A 17,790-nucleotide genomic window follows, 5' to 3' on the forward strand; every position below is an offset into this window, starting at 1 on the left:
GTATAGAAGGGCTTGATTGCTAGCTTGTGAGAAGTGGGAACGCATCGTTTTATACATGTCTTGTTTCACCAATGTTGGCCGATACAAAGGAAGTTTGATTGTGATCGTATTCATACTCATCTCCAATAATTGAGATGGCAAAGTTGCCACCCTTGTCCGAAGACGATTCATCTCCTACCTAAGCTTCCGCTTTGAGGAAGGAGTCTTCTCGTCTGTATTTGATAAAATTTGCAAAGCAAAGCAAGGCCAATGCTTTCCAACGCTTAGGATCGGGTTGCGATAAAGCCTGTGATTGCGTAGACATATTTAATCCTCCACCTGAACAGATTTGTCCGAAGAACGCCTCCCGGTCAATCACCTCGTGACGGCCGTCTAAAACGAGGGAGCCGGAATGCCATATTTCCCCGAGTTCGATTTCATTATAGTGTAGCCCCCTACCCTATTGTCAAGACCATTTTTTCCGTACATCGAACTTTTAATCGCTATATAAGTGGCACAAAAGGATTTACGAAAGCCAATCGACAGCGTCAGATAGGAACTAAAGGGGAACCAAATTTCCCACAAAATTCCTTTACCTGTAAATAAGGTGTTCATGCCATTGGTTTTTGCTCAATAAAGTATAACTGCATTTGAACAGTATTGCATACTGGGAGAAAACAATTATAGTTGTAAATTATGTTTGATACATCGTCGTAGTATGTTAATGTCAATGGTAATAACAGTTAAGGGGGCGTTTGTTGTGAGTAATCAAATGTTAGCAAAGGGTCAATTCATTAAAGGGAACTCGCATAGCTAGCCCTCTAAACTGCGAAATCCCCCGCTACTGAGAGGGGTATTGTTTTGAGCCAATCATCAACAGAAATTTTCATTCGTAATTTCCAACATGGAGACATGCCATTACTTGGCGAGTTGTATCAATCAGTAACAAAAAAAGAAAACGCAACATTTTGGTGGGTCGGGGACGAGGATAATTGGAGTAACGTTTATTGTGCATTTGAAGATGGGAAAATGGTCGCTAAGGGGCAAGTTAGCATCATTAACGTTGTACCTCCCGGTCGTTCAAAAGAGAACAATCATTCCATCTACATCAATCTCAAAACCATTCCCGAAAGAGAAAATGACATTGCCTTGCTCGAAAACGTCTATCAGTATCTTTTCATAAGAGCAAATCAATTAAAGGAAACCTTGCCTAAAGAATACGGAACAATGCTTTGTGTTGGTAACGATTCAACAGAAACAGCAAACAATCAGTTCTTTATCCAAAAAGGATACCTTCATCTGAATAGTTTATATCGCATGAATCGGGATTTGAATGAACCGATTACTGAGTTAAAGCTTCAAGATGACTTTCAATTCTCATACTGGAAAATGGAAACCTCCGACGAAGAGAGAGAGTATCTTAATGTAGAAGCTGAAATTTGGCCTGATACTCCACTTGGTCTTAATAGGTTATCTGAATACAAGAATAACAAACTATGGACATCCATGGTCATACGTCAAACAGACGCTATTGTCGGCGGACTGATGGCATGGCAAGAAGCTGACCATGGTGTAATCGAGGACGTTTTTGTCTGCGAACCATGGAGAAAGCGCGGCTTTGCCAAGTATTTGCTTACACAAGCTTTGAGATATCTTAAAGCTAATCAGCTACAATATGCTAACCTCATGGTTTTAACTACCAATAAATCTGCCTTGTCTGTGTACGAATCGGTAGGGTTCTGCGCGGATAAAGAGGAAATAAGATACTTTACAAAACTGAATTAGGCAACAAAAAAGAGGGGTTCTCCACCCCTCTTTACTATTTCCGCCAATATATCTCCGATTTAATTGTCCTTCCGCACTAACAGCGAACAACACTCCACATGTGTTGTCTGGGAAATGGGGACATGCATCACTCCTATCTGCTACTGCCGGCTTTTTTGGTTTTTTTGTTCCGCTCTTACCTTGAATACTGCTCCTAAGCCGGTTTTGAATACAAAGGTCAATTGCCTTTACTCCAGCTCAGCAAACGAAGCATCAGCGTCGCGGCTTCTGCTCGGGTTGTAGCGGCGCCAGGATTGAAACGATTGCTCCCTTGACCGCGCAGCAGACCATTTCTCCTCGCTGCTTCCACAGCTGCCTTACCCCAAATCGGAATATCTTCAGCATCCGCAAAAGAAACGTGCTGTGCATCGCCAGGCTGAAGCTCTAATGCCCTTGCGATAACAATTGCCATCTCTGTACGGGTAAGCGGGGCGTTCGGACGTAAAGTGCCGTCCGGATAGCCGGTTAGCCACCCCGCTTCCACAGCCTTCAGCAACCGCGAATGTGCCCAGGCGCCAACCGTTTGCAAATCAGGGAAACTGCGATTCGACTCGCTTCCATCAAACCGCAATGCCCGCTGCACCATAACAATGAATTGTGCCCGAGTAACGGCTTGTTGCGGACGGAAGGTGCCGTCCCCAAAGCCAACAATAATTCCTCGGTGAGCGGCTTCTATAATTGAAGCCTCAGCCCAGTGCCCCTGTATGTCGTTAAATTTAATGTTACTGCCCAGCGGTATTTCTTCTCCTCCGTTGTCCACCGGCTTCTCTTTTCCGCCGTTGCCTGGTGGTGTTGTCCCTCCTCCTCTGCTCGGCGGCGTTACGTTTCCGCCGTTGCCTGGTGGTGTTGTCCCTCCTCCTCCGCTCGGCGGCGTTACGTTTCCGCCGCCTTGTTCCTCATGAATAGCAATTGTTACCGTCGCATAATTGGAGCGATCCTTGCCATCGATGGCATAGTAAGTAAAGGTATCCGTACCGCTCGCTCCAGTTTTCGGCGTATAAATAAACTGATTGGAGTGACGATCTAGCCGCACAGTGCCTTTTGCGGGCTGGTCCAGTATACGGAACGTCAGTGTATCTTCATCCTCATCCGTTGCTACCAACGCCCCTTGAGTAACCTGTCCGATATAAGCATCCAACGATACGTTCTGGGCTACAGGGGCATGATTGGTCGTGTATCGCAGCAAGCTAAACGCTTTTATTGCATTGTCATCCCCTACCACATACACACCGATATAGCTGCCTTCTCCCAATGGCAAATCAGTCGCCAGGTCGAGATTGCCGCCCGTGTAATGGTCAATCACATCACTGCCGACAGGCACAGGGTCGCCTACATGCGGTGTTTTAAACCGTTCGATGCTGCGCTTATACATCTGCTCTTTGCTCGTCTTTAGAACTAGGCGTTCATTCTCCCCGGGTGTAGCAGTGATGCTCACTTCACCGTTGTGGATCGCAATAGCTGCTCCCCCCGCTATTGCTGGCGCATAAGGAACAATGTTCACGTACACCGTAGCTGTCTCCACCTCGGAACCATTCGACACCTGGTAGCGGAACGAATCACTGCCTTGCGCCCCCTGATCCGGAACATATTCGAAGCCGCCGGTAGAGCTGTCCAGGTAAACCATGCCATGGGACGGATGTTCTACTGTAGAATATATCAGGCCTCTTGCTGGCAAATTCCCCTTATAAGTTTCACCTTGCTTAACAGACACATGATCATCAGAGGCCGACAACGCATAAGTCATTTCATATAACCTGCCCTCTCCGGCAGATAATGTGGCGCTAAAAGTTCCGCTCGTATCATCGTAATGTTCCACAGGCACACGTTCGCCATTGGCCTTCGATATTTCCATTACTTGAGCCGGAGCGGAAGGGATCGTAAACATGAATTCATGCGCGTTTTCAGTATCTTTGTTAACGACCATCCAGTACCGCTTTCCTTTGTTGTCTGTAAAGGTGCTGATCATCGCTCTCGAAGTATTGGCAGGAAGCTGCACCAAATCGTCTGCTTGCATCTTGCTGACGCCAAGCTCAGGTATGTCATTGCCCGGATAGGCATGATAGACACGATCAAGCTCCAATTGCAGCAATACTTCTCCCAAATGCCCAATCTCATTGTTCAGTTGTTGGGCCCAGTTGTAAGAAGCCGCCTCGCTCCCATCGTTGTTCACTAATGCATTCGTATAACGGTTATCGGAGGCGTATGCGGAATACAGCAATCCTTTTGCGCCGTATGCCAGCGCGGCATAGGCCTGAAAGCACATTTGACCTTGTGAAGGTACAGGAACAGGGACGGGCTGGAAGGTTTCGGCGGCGGACTGAACCGTTGCCCACAGCGGCACGCCATTCTTTTTTGCCTCTTTGCTGAACTGGTCGAGCAGCAAGAAGTAATTGTCCAGCTGGACACCGCCATGATGATAGTTATAGGAATCCATGACAAGCAAATCTGAAGCGGTGGCTGCAGCCATCCATGCTTTGATTTGGTCGTAATGTTCTTCCCCGTTAATGGTGGTAAAAAGCCTGCCGCCCTTCAACTGGCCATCTACCTCCAATGTCCCGTAAGGATCGATTCTCCAGTTGGTCCACACTTGGCCCTCGTAGCCTTGGTCAAGGTCAAGCTCAAAAATATATTCCGTATTTTCGTCCAATGCCAATGCCGGAGTGAACGTAAATATCGGTTGGCTGTCGGTCGGCCTTGAGTAAATCTGTTCGGATTGCCCAATCAAGCTCGCAGTTACGGCATCATAAACATTCACTCTTGCCGGCGCCCATATATTGGTACTCAAGCCATTACTCATTTTAATAGACTGCAATGATGTTTGTCCCGGCTTGGTGCGGACCCGTTCACGAATCAACTGGGAAGGGTTGAGAAATCCTCCATTCCGATCTACGCCTGGCAAACTCACATAGGATAGCCGATTCGCATCAATCGACTTCAAATATGAAGCGGCAGCAGCCAGTTGATCATAGAGCGGGCTGAATGCCCGTCGTTGCAGGCTATAGCCGAGCAAAGCGTCATACCTGCCCAGTTCGCCGGACAGCCAATCCCAGTATGCGTCAGATGGACGGCGATCCGGTGCAAATACAGCCTCTTCAGCTTGATCAGTCAAAGTCAATTCATACGCAAGATCCTCATAATTCCGAAACTCGCCATGTTGCGTGGCATGGCCGCCAAAGTAAGCGCCGCCCTTGTCATAGCCGGAACCGGCCTGATTATAATAACCGATCCCGATATTGGATTCGGTATCTGTCATCAACTGCATGTAATATACTTTATCCGGCTCGAGAGTTGCGCCGCTAAATTCGAACTGGCGCATGCGCTCCCCGGATTCACCAGCTCCCAGAACCAATGAAGCCCTGGCAATTTCGTTGGTTCGATCTGGAGATTCGTAAACGGCCAGCTCCAAACGGACGGGATTTTCCAATGGCTGTGCGGCATTAATTTGCGTGTTGAGAGAAATAGCCTCCAAACTCCAATTGCTGCTATTGGCCGGTGTCCTAAACAGCTGGCCGTGCCAGTGCCATGGAAGAATGCCGTAGACCATATTGACTTCAGGCTGGCTGACCGTGACCGACGGTGGCGCGTATTCATGCCCCGCTAGCACTTTTAACTCGGCATCGCCCGCTTCCTGAAGCAGTTGCTGTTGATCGCCGATGCTTTCCACGGAGTCGGAAGTGATCATCAAATTCGCATTCATCGCCTTGATTTTGTTAACTTGCTCTGTGAAAGCGGCTCCTTCCTGCGACTTTACAACATGGTGGACACCAATTGGGAACTGGCCGTTAAATGCAACGCCGATCCGGGTTTGAAGGCTGCTTTGCTTGACAGGCAAAAGGCTGAAGCCCACAATCTCATTAGTGGCAGCAACTTCATAGACCGCAATATATTCGCCTATAGTTGCCGGCACTTCATCTCCATCATAGGCAGGCCATTGTTGTGCCACGCTTCCGACTACAGGAGCGCTCATCGGTGCCTGTACGACTTGAATCCGGATCGTATTGCCGTCCTCGGGCTGTGCCGCGATGACAGTCGTTCCGACTGTGCTGCCCGGCGAAAGGTAGGCCTCCTTCACAGTTGGCACGCGCGTGAGACCGGACTGTCCCTGTGCCAGCGCCACTGTAACCGTCGCAGGATTGGAGCTGGCCTTGCCATCGCCGACGATATAGGTGAATGAACCGGCTCCATCGAAGCTGCTGTTCGGCGTAAAGGTAAATGTACCGTCGCTGCCCAGCGTAACTTCTCCGCCTACCGGATTGCCAAGCAGCGTATACGCCAACGCATCGCCATCGGGATCGACTGCATTCAAGCTGCCTTCAACCGCATGTAAGTCAACAAGCTCTTTGTAGAGGCTGTAGGCAACTGGCTGGCGATTCAGATCTGCACGAAGATTCGTTTTGTACAATTTCCCTTCGCCTGGAGCAAACTCTGCCGACAGCACCCCGGTTGAGGCGTTGAAAAGGGCTGGTATCTCCTGACCGCTTTCTTTGGAGATTTCCACAACATGATTAATCGACGAATCCAAGTTGAACGTAAGCGTTCGGTTGCCAGGCGAAGGCCCGCCTGTCACATTAATGTCGCGATTAACTACCATGATATAGATCGTTCCTTCTTCGTCATGGAAGGTGCTAATAATTTGCGGCACATTGGCCTGGTTGGGCTGCCAGGAGAAATCCTGGGGGAGCGCCGTTGTTCCTCGCGGCAAATTTCCCGGGCTGTGGTGATACACCTCTCGCGAGGTAAGCCGCTTCAGCGTTGGACCCAGATGCAGCAATTGCTCATTCAGCTTCCGCGCCCATTCATAGGATTGATATCTTGTGCCATCAGGACGAATAATGCCGTCAATAAAATACGGATATGGCGAAGTCTTATACGTGAAATACATCAGCCCTTTGGAGCCGTACGCAAGATTGGTGAAAATATTGTAGCGCAAATCGTCTTCATTCGGCACCCGCGCGCTCAAGGGGCTCATTGTGATCGCCAAATCCGATTGATTAAGTTGATACTATTTCATCAAAGGCGCATTGTGTACATATGTATGAGCTGGATCAACGGCTGAACAGTTAGCTAGCTTCCATTGTAGGATCAAGGACAGAATTTTCTGATTTCATCAAAAATAGACGTGATAGGATAACGCAGCGAAGGGCTGTCCTAAGGCGATTGATGACCTTGGAGGACAGCCCTTTGCTTGAAGGACAAGAATTTATATCGTATTCGCACATAAAAACCTTGTCTTTCTCGGTAAGTCCCGGCGCCAACAGGTCGCCTTAACCGTTTATCCTTGATGCAGGCTTATTGCCGGATGGCGATGATTTGGTCCACATTCAGTGTTTTGATTACACTGGATTGTGGAGGATAGAAATATAGAACTTGCATCGGTAAGCTCGGGTTGTATTCAAACACTTCAGCGATTTCAATAAAATGATACTCCCCGTCCGCTACAGTCTCATAGGCTACCTCATGTTCACTCCACTCAGACGAGCCGTTGTATATACCGTATGTGAATGCCGTATTTCCCGCGACGCCGGTGCCGGGATCGATTCGAACATTGGCATATAGCTTCCATTTGCCTTCGGGGGGCAGGAAATCCCGCTGTAGCTGAATACCCCAGGAATCGACGTCGCCTCCGATGGACGCGGTAACATGATTAGAAGCTTTCGCATCATAAACCATATGTGCGCCGGACAATTGGAAAGAGTCTTCCTGTACATCCTTCCAGCTCGATAGAGGTAAATCTTTGACGATATCCGGAGTTGGAGGGTCAACCCGTTCGAGTTCAAGTAATTTATACAGAGACTCGATCGTCGCGTGTGGTGGTTCCGCGTATCTCACAGCATCTGCCGTATAATCCTTGAATCTTTGCATCCGGGCGCTGATATCGAAGTTCCAGGCGATATTGCGATTTTCGGCCTCTTTCTTAAATTCAGCACGTTTTGCCAGGATCACGTAGTCCACGCTGATGCGAACCTTCTGGACATGTTCAAGGAGTACCGGGTTATTGGCTACAGCTGCAGCAGCTTGCTCGAACAGCTTGTCGGCTTCTCTCATCGTTTCAAAATTCAAGTAAGGTGCGACCATTTTCATTGAGGGACCTAAGAAAGAATGGGTTTCGTCCCTGGATTTATGAATAAGATCGATATACCGGCTAATGTATGGAGCAGCATCTCCGTAGAAGCCAGTCACAAATTGATTGATCAACGCTTTGTAGTCCTGATTCGGGTTCCAAAGCAATCTGGCTCCGACCCATGCGCGCAAATCGGCAAGCTCGCTGCTCTTGGGCGAGTCGATACTACCCATATGCTGGCCGAAATACCCTTTGACGGCAGGAAATTGCGCGAGGTATTGAATCGTTTCGCTCATGGCGTCAAGGTTCGGGAAAGGCAAGAAATGACCGGCGTCGCCGAAATTCGTTAAGTAATCCCAAACGACGATATTGTCGGACATCTCGGCCCATTGCTTAAGGCCATCTCCAAATTCCCGGTTTCTCTCACTGTTGATCGGTTGACCAAGGTCTTTCTCAATAGGCGCAACCGTAATGACCACGTTGTCTGGAATCGTCATGCCCGTTGGCGGCTGATAGGAGAATTGGTAGACAAGCGTACCAATGCGGGCATTAGGGATTTCCTGTTTCACACGGTTTGCAACGTCGCTGACCATGTCTAAGATAGGAGCGGACAAAGTGCCTCCATGAAGATCGGCGAACGCTTTGCTCTGCGGATCGGGTTTCCAGAAAGAGTCCATTTGACCGAAGCCGAAAGACGGGTCTTTCCCTGCAGCTGCCTTTTCTTTAATAATGGCTATCAAATTAGTCGCGGCAATTTGGCGAACGTCTTCATTCATGGCGAGCAGCTGTCCGCCGGAATGGAGCGCAGGATCAGGCACAATTGAGAAGAAGTTATGAGTGTTGTAAGGCCAGAATTGGGACCAGCTGTCGAGTTCGGGAATCGATTGCTGCGGGCGGTCGCCATATTTGCCGTTGAGCAGATTATGCGCCCGGAATTGCTCGTTGTTGTCGTCGTTGACAAACATTTCGCGATATTGGAACCTCGGTACCTGCACATCGTTGCCGATGGTCAGATTCAATTTTCGAATGTCCGGTATGTAGGTGTAAGTAGGGGAGAACCACTTGACGCCGACATAGTAATCCAGAAAATAGTTGACGCCGTACATCGTTCCGCGCGAGCTGTTGCCGGCGATCACGACATAATGCTTGACATTGCGAATCACGAAGCCGTCATCTCCAAGCTGTTGTTCGGCAAGATCGGGCATCAGTCGCTTCGTAAGATCATGATTGCCTACGACTAGCGTAGGACCTTTGGAATCTTCAGTCGACAGAGCGAATTTCGCGCCTGTGACTTTGGTCAGGTACTGAACAAGTTCTTCTGCTGCATGCCGCTCAATCGCGTCCGCATTGGGATCGACATAGACGTGGTACATGGCACGTCCATTGTTAGCCAGCATGACTTTTTGTCCAGTTGTCTTGTTGTCGTTGTCGGATTTAGAATCTGTATTGGCAAATGCAAAGCTGGATAGTACCATCGATAGTATAACTAGAAGTAGGATAGCGCTTACAGTTTTTCTCTTCAAGCAGATCTCTCCTTTTCAAATCAATTTCTGGCATGCCGTTTATTATAACTGGACTGCTTTCTTGTTCTTTTCCGAATCTCCTTTTGCAGCGTGCTAGGCCGTGGGTGAACGAAAGACCACTCGGCAGTCGATTAAATCTTATTCGACCCTCCCTACCTTCGATTTGGTGTGTTTCGCTTGCTGACTAAAGTATAGTACGGGCTTTCATTAGTTGACTATTTTCTTTTTTTCATGTTGTAACCCCTTCCAAGTGAATTGTGATTTTTGTTGCCTAGCCAACGTACCACCGAGCGCTTGCCGATGTATATAGACGATTTCTTAGGTATAGATGAAATTCGTAATCAGGCCGCATAACCTCGGATAGACCTTTTATGTACAAGCGCTTTTTTTTGCGCTTTTCCTTATATACTGCGCTTTTACGCAGGAAAAAACCCTGTGATGGCACAGGGTTTATTTGCTTTCGCTTCTAAGCTTCTTTCGATATTGGCCTGGCGTCTCCCCGGTATGCTTCTTAAACACACGGATAAAAGTCAGCGACTGATCATAACCGATATTGCGCCCGATATCCTGGATCGCTTCATCTGTCTCGGCAAGCATTTCCATCGCTAGTGTCGAAAAAAGCGCTTTTATTTAGAGGTGAAGAAGTGTAATAGGGGCAAAAATGGTTTGGACGGAACAAAAATAGGGAAAGGAATGACGAGCCTCTCGCTTCGCTAAGTGTCTAGCGATGCGTTTGAGGTTCTGGGCGATACTCGTTATAAGTGTTTGTTCTTGCGTGCCTTCTTTTCCTCGAAACCGGCAACGGCGAAGCCCGTAGAGTGTTTTTGACTCTGCGAAGCTTCGCTCAATGGTTTCTTTGCGCTTAGCATAAAGTTGTTTCCCTAGTGCGCTTTGGGCATACTCCGACACACGTTCTTTACACTCCTCCCACACATGCCGGCTAATCTGACGAACCTCTTTTTTGGAAGCCGTACACTGTTTCAAAAGGGGGCAGTTTTTACAGGTATCTCCTTCCGTCTGGTATTTCTTTTCTCCGGTACGTGCAGTGGTGTAGTAGGTTAGTGTTTGGTTAGCCGGGCAATAGTAAACGTCGCCTTCCGGATCGTAAATAAAGTCTTCTTTCGAGAAAATGCCTTTCTGTGCAGGGATTTTACGCGGCGCAATCACGCCCATGATTTTCATGTCTACGATTTCCTTGCAGATGTGGGCGCTTTTGTAGCCAGAATCCAGTACCACCGCTTCAAGCTTTTCCGGCCACTCAAACGTTTCGAGTTGACGTTGCAAGCGGGCGATGTAGACGGTCGAGTCATTCACATTCCCAGGCGTAACAAAGGAATCCGTAATGATGTTATACTTGGCATCTACTGTACGGTGCTCCAAATAAAAGAAACCTTTTCCACACCAGGAAACTCATCGGCGGAAGGCTCGTCCAGCAGTGTATAGCCCATCATGGCATGATGATGCTTGAAGTAATCCGACACGGTGCCCAGCGCTTCCGGTGATGGCATTGCCCGTTCTGTGCCATTGAAGCCCTCTTGATACAGATGGGCGCCAAAGTCGACTTTGAACCTGAGATCTCCCGCCTAGGCAGCGCCATTCAGATAGGACACCCCTTCCGGATACACATTGGCGGAATTCGCCCTGATCTTGATTCCTTCCGCATGCGTAGTGCTCAATTCAAAATAATACGTTTTTCCCTTGTCGACCGGAAACCCGCCGAACCCGATTTTAGGAATCAGGTAGCCCTCTTCATCCCTGGGGATATAGGACACATTGGCGAGCTCTAACACCTGTTCGCTCGTTCTTACGCCGCTTACAGCATCAGAACCATAAACAACGACTTTGAGAAGCGCCTCTTCGGGCCAATCAGACACTGCAAAGTTGACATCATAAATGCCCTATCCCTCGCCCTCAAGCGGGACCTGGAAAGATTGTACCCAGGTTTGCCCTGGGGCGATTGTAACTTCTTGATCACTGTTGAACTGGTTAATAAACTCTTCCTTGAAAAGAAAGCTTGTGTGCGCAACCAACAGATCAAGATCATTCTCAAAGGATAAATCCAGAATCTGTTGATTCGTATCGATGTAATAGTTGGAGTTACCGCCGACGATAAAATTGACATTCATATCGGCTATTTCCTTCATTACTGCGCTGTTGCTTTCATGCGGCGCCGGCGGAATATAAATGCCGATCGGAAAAGCATGTCTGTCGAATGGCGGATCAGCAGAAGCTGCTGCAGCTTCTGCTAGATTTGCCGAGACGCTTGCATTTGCAACAAGCGAACTTAATAATGCCAGCATTAGAATCATAACGCTTGATTGTTTTACTATTTTAGTTATCATGCGCCATCTGCTCCTCTTTAGGTAGTCTGATTGTCATCAGCAGATCTGTTATCCTTTGATTGCCCCCAATGTGGCCCCTTCCCTAACCCGGTTCTGGAACACCATATACATGGCAATCAGCGGCACCATCGTAATCATCAGCCCGGCGAATAACGTGACCCAATCGGCCCTGTAGTGCATAATTTGATTGGCTTGATACATTGCTACACCAATCGTATATTTGCCTGGATCGCTAAGATAAATGAACGGACCCAGAAAGTTATTGTACAAATTCAGAAATTTGAAGATCGCTACGGTTACAATTCCGGCAGTGGACAACGGGAGGATAATCTTAAAAAAAGCCTGAAATATAGAAGCGCCATCAATGGAGGCACTCTCTTCCAATTCCTTGGGCAAGGACTGCATAAATCCGCCAAGCATCATTAAGTAAAACGCACTTTCACTAAAACTGTCGAGAATAATGAGGCCTGTAAGGCTGTTCGTCAGCCCCATATCACGCATAAGCACATACTGGGGCACAAGCGCATTAATGCCTGGCAAAAACAAGGACAGCATAATCAGGCCCCACATTGCCGTTCGCCCTTTGAACTGCATACGCGTCAAGACATAGGCGTTGATTGCTGTCAGGAACGTGCCGATGACGAGGCTAACGCCTACATAATAAATCGTGTTCAGCATCGCTTGCCCGATCTGGTACTCATTCCAGGCATCGGCATAATTTTCCCAGACGGGATGATTCGGCAGCTTCCACACATCTTGAAAAAACTCCTGGTTCGTCTTCAGCGATTCGTAAAAAATCCAGGCGAGAGGGAAAACAATTGTCAATGCCCACAGCAACAGCGCAAGACTCCAAAACCAATTCGCTATCGATCCTTTTTCCTTCACTTCAAGTCCTCCTAAAAGTTTTGCGAAGCAAAACTTACTTCGTAAGCATAAACCTAGTTTTGCGGGGCAAAACTCCTTTGCAAGCTAGTACTCCGCATCCCGGCCAGCAGTAAGCCTGTCAATGATCAGCTTGGCCAATACGAGAATAACGAACAGGAACATCCCGATCGCAGATGCGTATCCATAATTATGGCTGCCAGTGCCAAATGCGATATTGAACATATAAAGTCCAATGACATCGGTAGAGCCTGACGGTCCACCGTTCGTCAAAATCAAAATATTCTCGAAGCCCTTGAACATGCTTAGCATTAGAAAGATTGCCGAAACGCGAATAATCGGCATCATCAGCGGAAACGTAATTTGCACGAGCCGCTGCCGATGAGAGGCGCCCTCCAAAATAGCTGCCTCATACAGCGACTTCGGTATTCCAACCATGGCATTCATGAAGATGACAAAGTAGAAACCGACGGCCCACCATACCGTGGGCGGGATAATGGCCCATAATGCCGTTTTCTTTTCGCCAAGCCAGTAATAACCTGCCATGTCAATGCCAATCAGCTTTAGGCTGGCATTAAGGATGCCGAATGAGCCATCATAGACAAATGCCCATAGCAGAGCAACTGCAACCACTGACAGGACATTCGGGAAAAAGAACAGCACTTTATAAATGCGATTCATCCGATAGTTCTTATAAACCAATATATAAGCCAAGACGATTGAAATTACAATGACCAGCGGCGGCACGATAGCGCCATACAAGATATTGTTTTTTAACGCCCGCCAAACGAATGGATCTTCGACCATAGCGATAAAGTTGTTGAAGCCAACAAATCTCGGCTCACGGATGCCATTCCAGTCCAGCAAAGCGTAGTACACAGACAGCAAATTGGGATACAATGTAAACAGAATATATCCCCCAAACGCCGGAACAGTCGCGATTAAAATAAAAATCCACTTTTGTGTAGCTTCTTTGCTTTTCCAATGCGTGCGACCACTATAACTTGGCGACACTGCAAGCTCCTGTTTTTTGGCCAATCTACTCTACTCCTTTTAGTTGGCCAGGCGCATCCTTTCCAGCAAGCGCCTGGCCAATGCCATGCTATTATTGTGCTGACTCGATCGCTTTTTTCAGCAAATCATCCGCTTCCTGCAATGTCGCAGATGGATCAAGCCTGCCTAGTGCAACATCATTAAGCATTTCTGCTACAATCGTGTTCGCCCGTTCAGCATTGATATCAGTAAATACAGTATCACGCGCGAAGCTTACGCCCTTTACTTGGTTGTTTTTCATATATTCCATAATTGCTTTGGGTGCATCTTGCAATTTGTCTACCAACTCGGGGCTGTTCATGAAATCATTGCGCACAGGCAGAGAGCCGGCCTTCTCCGCGACGAGAGATTGCACATCGAGATTCCAGAGCCAGACCAGAAATTCTTTGGCCCATTGCTTGTTCAACTCCGGCTTGGCAGACCAGATATAGTGGCCGCCTTGCGTGTAGCTCATATGATACTTGACGTCATCCGGATTTTCTGTCATCGGCACCAGCATGAAGCCCCATTTAAAGCCATCCGGCGTCGATTCCTTCATTTCATTTTGTACCCATTCCCCGGTAGAAGCCATCGCAGCCTGCCCCTGCAGCAATTGCATCTGCGATTGCGTATGTGTCAATGCAGCTACACCGTTCGGGAAAGCGCCCTTTTTACCTAACTCATAAATATTTTGATAGAGCTGCTTGGTTTCTTCGCGTGTAAAGTATGGATGCTTATAGTTGCGATAGGTATCATTGAAATCATCCAGTTTGCCATTCGCTTCAGCAAGCGAATATTGCTGGGCAAGGCCAAAGCTGAAGTTCAAATAGCCCGGATATTTGCCTGGATAGGTAATTGGCGTCAGCCCGGCGGCTTTAATTTCATCCACTAGCGCCACAAACTCTGTCCATGTTCTTGGATTCTGGTTCCAGCCTTTTTCTTCAAACCGATTTTTATCATAAAACAAGCCTGTAATGCTTTGCGTGGTAGGCAAGGAGTACATAATGCCTTCTATTCTGCCCGAACCCTCGTTTACGCCTGACTGCAGTTCTCTCAAGGTTTTGTCGCTATCATAGGCTTTACGATCCCACAAGTCATCTTGCGGCTCAATTTTCTTGGCTTCAGCAAGACTTTGATGAATGCCTTCACCGGCAATGGAGGTCGAGAAAATATCATACATGTCTTGATCGTTATTGGCAGCAATCTTCGTCGCAATAATTGTTTCTATTGTAGGAGAATACGTTACATCAAAGCTGACATTAGGGAACTTCGCCGTAAATGTTTCAATGGCGTAGTCGATCCATTCCCGACCGCCGCCATTTTCCCAATAAGCAAATTTCAACGTTACTTTCTCGTCTTTGGGCAAGCCATTCTCGGCATACACATCTGCCTCGGGCTCGGCAGTATTGTTGGCGTTGCTGTCGCCATTAGCGGCTCCTTGCTTGCCGCCTTTATCTCCGTTCCCAGCGTTGTTGACTCCGGCGCAAGCAGATAGTAACCCAACAATCAGCAAACAAATCAAAGCAAATTGCAAACTCGTCTTTCTTTTTTTCATGTTGTAACCCCTTCCAAGTGAACTGTGAATTTTGTTGCCTAGCCAACGTACCACCTAACGCTTGCCGATGTATATAGACGCTTTCTTACGTATAGATGAAATCCGCAATCAGGCTGCAAAACTTCGGATAGACCTTTTATGTACAAGCGCTTTTTTTTGCACTTTTCCTTATATACTGCGCTTTTACACAGGAAAAACCCTGTGATGGCACAGGGTTTATTTGCTTTCGCTTCTAAGCTTCTTTCGATATTGGCCTGGCGTCTCCCCGGTATGCTTCTTAAACACACGGATAAAAGTCAGCGACTGATCATAACCGATATTGCGCCCGATATCCTGGATCGCTTCATCTGTCTCGGCAAGCATTTCCATCGCTTTGTCCATCCGCACCTTGGTGACGAACTCAATAAATTTCATCCCAAAGGCTTCGCGGAACAATCGGCTCAAATAACTGGTGCTAAAATTGAAAACTTCGCTCAGATGGGATAACGACAATTCAGAATTGTGATACTGCTCCTCAATGTACTGTTTGATAAGATACATCTGCTGGTGGGCTGATCTGCTTTCGCGCAACTGGCTGATTTTCTCAAACCCTCTCTGCAACTGCTGCCGGTAGGCGGTAATCACTTCTCTCTGCGTTTCCTCTTGTAAAATCAGTTGCAACGACGGATGGACTTCATCCATCCACATCGAATTAATTTCATCCCCCAGTTCGGCCATGTCTATCTGCAAGTAACCGACCAGCACTTGCATCAAGTTAATTACATCCTCCCGGGTGTTTACTTGCCCGCTTAAAGTTTGCAGCATCTCTTCGTAGTAAGCTTGCCACTTGTCCTCGCCTTGCCGAATCGCCTTACTGATAGCCCGCACATATTGCAGTTGCCGGAAAAGCTCCCCCTTGGGCTGGGCGCTAATATCGCTTGGCACAATGAGGCGGTTCATTCCGAGTGAAAATTTATAACCTACCGCAGCAAGCGCCCCTTGGAATGATTCTGCTGTCAACTCCAACCTCTGCGCCATACTGCCGATGCCAATCGTGACCGTAAAGTCCATATTATTCGCAACCCAGTTGCGCAGCTCCTCGCAGCGCTCGTATACTTCCGGCCCGCTCTCGCCTTCATGAAACAAATAAAGCACGCCCATCTTCGCATTGGAGATCCACTCTGTCCACACCGTATAAGGCTTATTCTCCGTCAGCTCCTTGACGGCTGCGCCAAGAATATATTTCAGCAAGTGCTGGTCCCCGCGATACTGGTTGGCAAACTCCTCGTAACTATCAATCTCAACGATAGAAACCAACAAGCCGGTAACCGGCTTATCGATTCCGAGCCGCTGCATTTCTTCAGCCAGGTAAGAACCGAAATCGGCTTCTGTATGTACCTCTTCCATCAAACTGAGGAACAGATGGCGCTTATGGTAAATGGATAATTCCTTTTGCTGCTCCTGCAGCGTATTGGATTCATCAAGCAATTCCTCAATGGCTGCACCGATGAGCTTGAATTCATCCTCTTGTGCAGATTCGGCAGCGGCCTGCCTCCCTCCTTGGCGAGCACGTTCAGCCAGGCTAATTAAGCCTTGTATTGGCTTGTATTGCCGGCGAGATACATAGATAATCCACGAGAAGCCCGCGATCACAGTAAATGCAGCCACACCCATCCACAAATAAAATTGCGAGGAGACAAAGGAGAACAAGCCTACGTTTCGGTTACCGCTGGCAATAATCCAGCCTGTCTGCTTGGATACGGCTGCTGCCAGTACATCGCTAGTATTGGCCGCTGTTCCAGTAGCTGCATCCTCAACTGTGGAGACGATAAGATTGCCTTGTTGATCCATAATGTGGACGAAGGTTAACTGACTGTCTGCCATGTTTGTAATCCACTCATATAGCAGCTCAATGCGAACATTCGCAACCAGGATGCTCAGATTTTTTAAGTTGGCGGTTTTGGCTAGGCTGATGACCGGCAAGCCGGGACTGTCGTCTTCGATGCTTTGCGGCAGCCAGCGTGCAGTCCACTCATAGGGTTCACTGCTGTTGACCATGAGCCCAATCTGCTGGCGATCCGGGAACTGCTCCAGCTTCGTGCGCGTAGCCGGTGTAAGCACCGTCATATCGGGTGTACGATACAAGTACAGCGAATGCAGCATCGGATTGTTCTGAACGACTTCTTTCAGAAAGGCGGACGCCTGCACATCAATGAACTGTTGCTGTGAGCCCGCGTCATCGGAGAAAAAATCTCGCAGCTTAGCATTGTTGCGTATCTCGTATAGCAGGAGCGCATCAATGCTTGCGAGATTGCTGTCCAACAGCTTCGCAATATTGCCTGCCAAAGCCTGATTCGTACGAATCGCCGACTCACGTGACATTTCGTTCAAGGTGTAATACGTCATAAACAGCAGGCTTAAACTGATCATAAAAAACACAGGCAAATACGAAATTAGCAAACGATTGAACCAGTTGCTTCTCATAGCATCCCCTCTCTTTGTATGCTGTCAAGGGCGCGTGTTCAAACCATCATTCGGGTCGCGTTGACTTCCCCCTGAAAATCATTTACCATAATTAAATCACATGACCTAATAATCATCAATAACGCTTTG

General features: G+C 47.9%; 12 protein-coding genes. 1 reads left to right on the forward strand and 11 read right to left on the reverse strand.

Annotated features, from left to right (window positions below; genetic code table 11):
• Window positions 1-840: 840 nt before the first annotated feature.
• Window positions 841-1,764 (forward strand): GNAT family N-acetyltransferase, encoded by a 924-nt coding sequence (locus ACFQ0N_RS30195; RefSeq protein WP_379333499.1) that lies wholly within the window; start codon window positions 841-843, stop codon window positions 1,762-1,764.
• Between the two features lie 217 nt (window positions 1,765-1,981).
• Here the strand turns inward: ACFQ0N_RS30195 and ACFQ0N_RS30200 are convergent, their stop codons facing one another.
• The 11 genes from ACFQ0N_RS30200 to ACFQ0N_RS30250 form a co-directional block, all read right to left on the reverse strand.
• Window positions 1,982-6,772: an Ig-like domain-containing protein gene (locus ACFQ0N_RS30200; protein ID WP_379333501.1), complete on the reverse strand. Its 4,791-nt coding sequence runs from the start codon at window positions 6,770-6,772 to the stop codon at window positions 1,982-1,984.
• 320 nt (window positions 6,773-7,092) lie between these two features.
• Window positions 7,093-9,387: a DUF4838 domain-containing protein gene (locus ACFQ0N_RS30205; RefSeq protein WP_379333503.1), complete on the reverse strand. Its 2,295-nt coding sequence runs from the start codon at window positions 9,385-9,387 to the stop codon at window positions 7,093-7,095.
• Window positions 9,388-9,837: 450 nt separating this feature from the next.
• On the reverse strand, window positions 9,838-9,990 hold the full coding sequence (locus ACFQ0N_RS30210; RefSeq protein ID WP_379333505.1) for a helix-turn-helix domain-containing protein: 153 nt from the start codon (window positions 9,988-9,990) through the stop codon (window positions 9,838-9,840).
• A 27-nt stretch (window positions 9,991-10,017) separates the two neighbouring features.
• Complete coding sequence (locus ACFQ0N_RS30215) at window positions 10,018-10,767, reverse strand: transposase (protein WP_379333507.1); 750 nt, start codon at window positions 10,765-10,767, stop codon at window positions 10,018-10,020.
• The gene (locus tag ACFQ0N_RS30220; RefSeq protein WP_379333509.1) at window positions 10,749-10,895 is read right to left on the reverse strand and encodes a hypothetical protein; all 147 of its coding nucleotides are present in this window, start codon (window positions 10,893-10,895) and stop codon (window positions 10,749-10,751) included. The genes ACFQ0N_RS30215 and ACFQ0N_RS30220 overlap by 19 nt, the downstream gene beginning before the upstream one ends.
• A 75-nt stretch (window positions 10,896-10,970) precedes the next feature.
• A complete protein-coding gene (locus ACFQ0N_RS30225) occupies window positions 10,971-11,261 on the reverse strand; it encodes a hypothetical protein (RefSeq protein WP_379333511.1) in 291 nt (96 codons plus the stop codon).
• 24 nt (window positions 11,262-11,285) lie between these two features.
• Window positions 11,286-11,729 carry a hypothetical protein gene (locus tag ACFQ0N_RS30230; protein ID WP_379333513.1) on the reverse strand — a complete coding sequence of 148 codons (444 nt, stop codon included), beginning with the start codon at window positions 11,727-11,729 and terminating at the stop codon, window positions 11,286-11,288.
• A 48-nt stretch (window positions 11,730-11,777) separates the two neighbouring features.
• Window positions 11,778-12,614 (reverse strand): carbohydrate ABC transporter permease, encoded by an 837-nt coding sequence (locus tag ACFQ0N_RS30235; protein ID WP_379333515.1) that lies wholly within the window; start codon window positions 12,612-12,614, stop codon window positions 11,778-11,780.
• A gap of 84 nt (window positions 12,615-12,698) precedes the next feature.
• Entirely contained in the window at window positions 12,699-13,649 is a 951-nt protein-coding gene (locus ACFQ0N_RS30240) for a carbohydrate ABC transporter permease (RefSeq protein ID WP_379333517.1), read from the reverse strand.
• A 67-nt stretch (window positions 13,650-13,716) separates the two neighbouring features.
• Window positions 13,717-15,198, reverse strand: coding sequence for an ABC transporter substrate-binding protein (locus ACFQ0N_RS30245; protein ID WP_379333519.1), 1,482 nt, complete (start codon window positions 15,196-15,198; stop codon window positions 13,717-13,719).
• A gap of 216 nt (window positions 15,199-15,414) precedes the next feature.
• The gene (locus ACFQ0N_RS30250; RefSeq protein ID WP_379333521.1) at window positions 15,415-17,661 is read right to left on the reverse strand and encodes a helix-turn-helix domain-containing protein; all 2,247 of its coding nucleotides are present in this window, start codon (window positions 17,659-17,661) and stop codon (window positions 15,415-15,417) included.
• Window positions 17,662-17,790 lie beyond the last annotated feature (129 nt).

Origin of the sequence: Paenibacillus sp. GCM10027626, from assembly GCF_042676285.1 — a bacterium.
Taxonomy (GTDB): domain Bacteria; phylum Bacillota; class Bacilli; order Paenibacillales; family Paenibacillaceae; genus Paenibacillus_Z.

Bases quoted from the DNA above. Each gene is read 5' to 3' on its own strand.
- ACFQ0N_RS30250 (WP_379333521.1), bottom strand. From the start codon at position 17,661: ATGAGAAGCAACTGGTTCAATCGTTTGCTAATTTCGTATTTGCCTGTG.
- ACFQ0N_RS30230 (WP_379333513.1), bottom strand. From the start codon at position 11,729: ATGATAACTAAAATAGTAAAACAATCAAGCGTTATGATTCTAATGCTG.
- ACFQ0N_RS30245 (WP_379333519.1), bottom strand. From the start codon at position 15,198: ATGAAAAAAAGAAAGACGAGTTTGCAATTTGCTTTGATTTGTTTGCTG.
- ACFQ0N_RS30220 (WP_379333509.1), bottom strand. From the start codon at position 10,895: ATGCCATCACCGGAAGCGCTGGGCACCGTGTCGGATTACTTCAAGCAT.
- ACFQ0N_RS30210 (WP_379333505.1), bottom strand. From the start codon at position 9,990: ATGGAAATGCTTGCCGAGACAGATGAAGCGATCCAGGATATCGGGCGC.
- ACFQ0N_RS30200 (WP_379333501.1), bottom strand. From the start codon at position 6,772: ATGAGCCCCTTGAGCGCGCGGGTGCCGAATGAAGACGATTTGCGCTAC.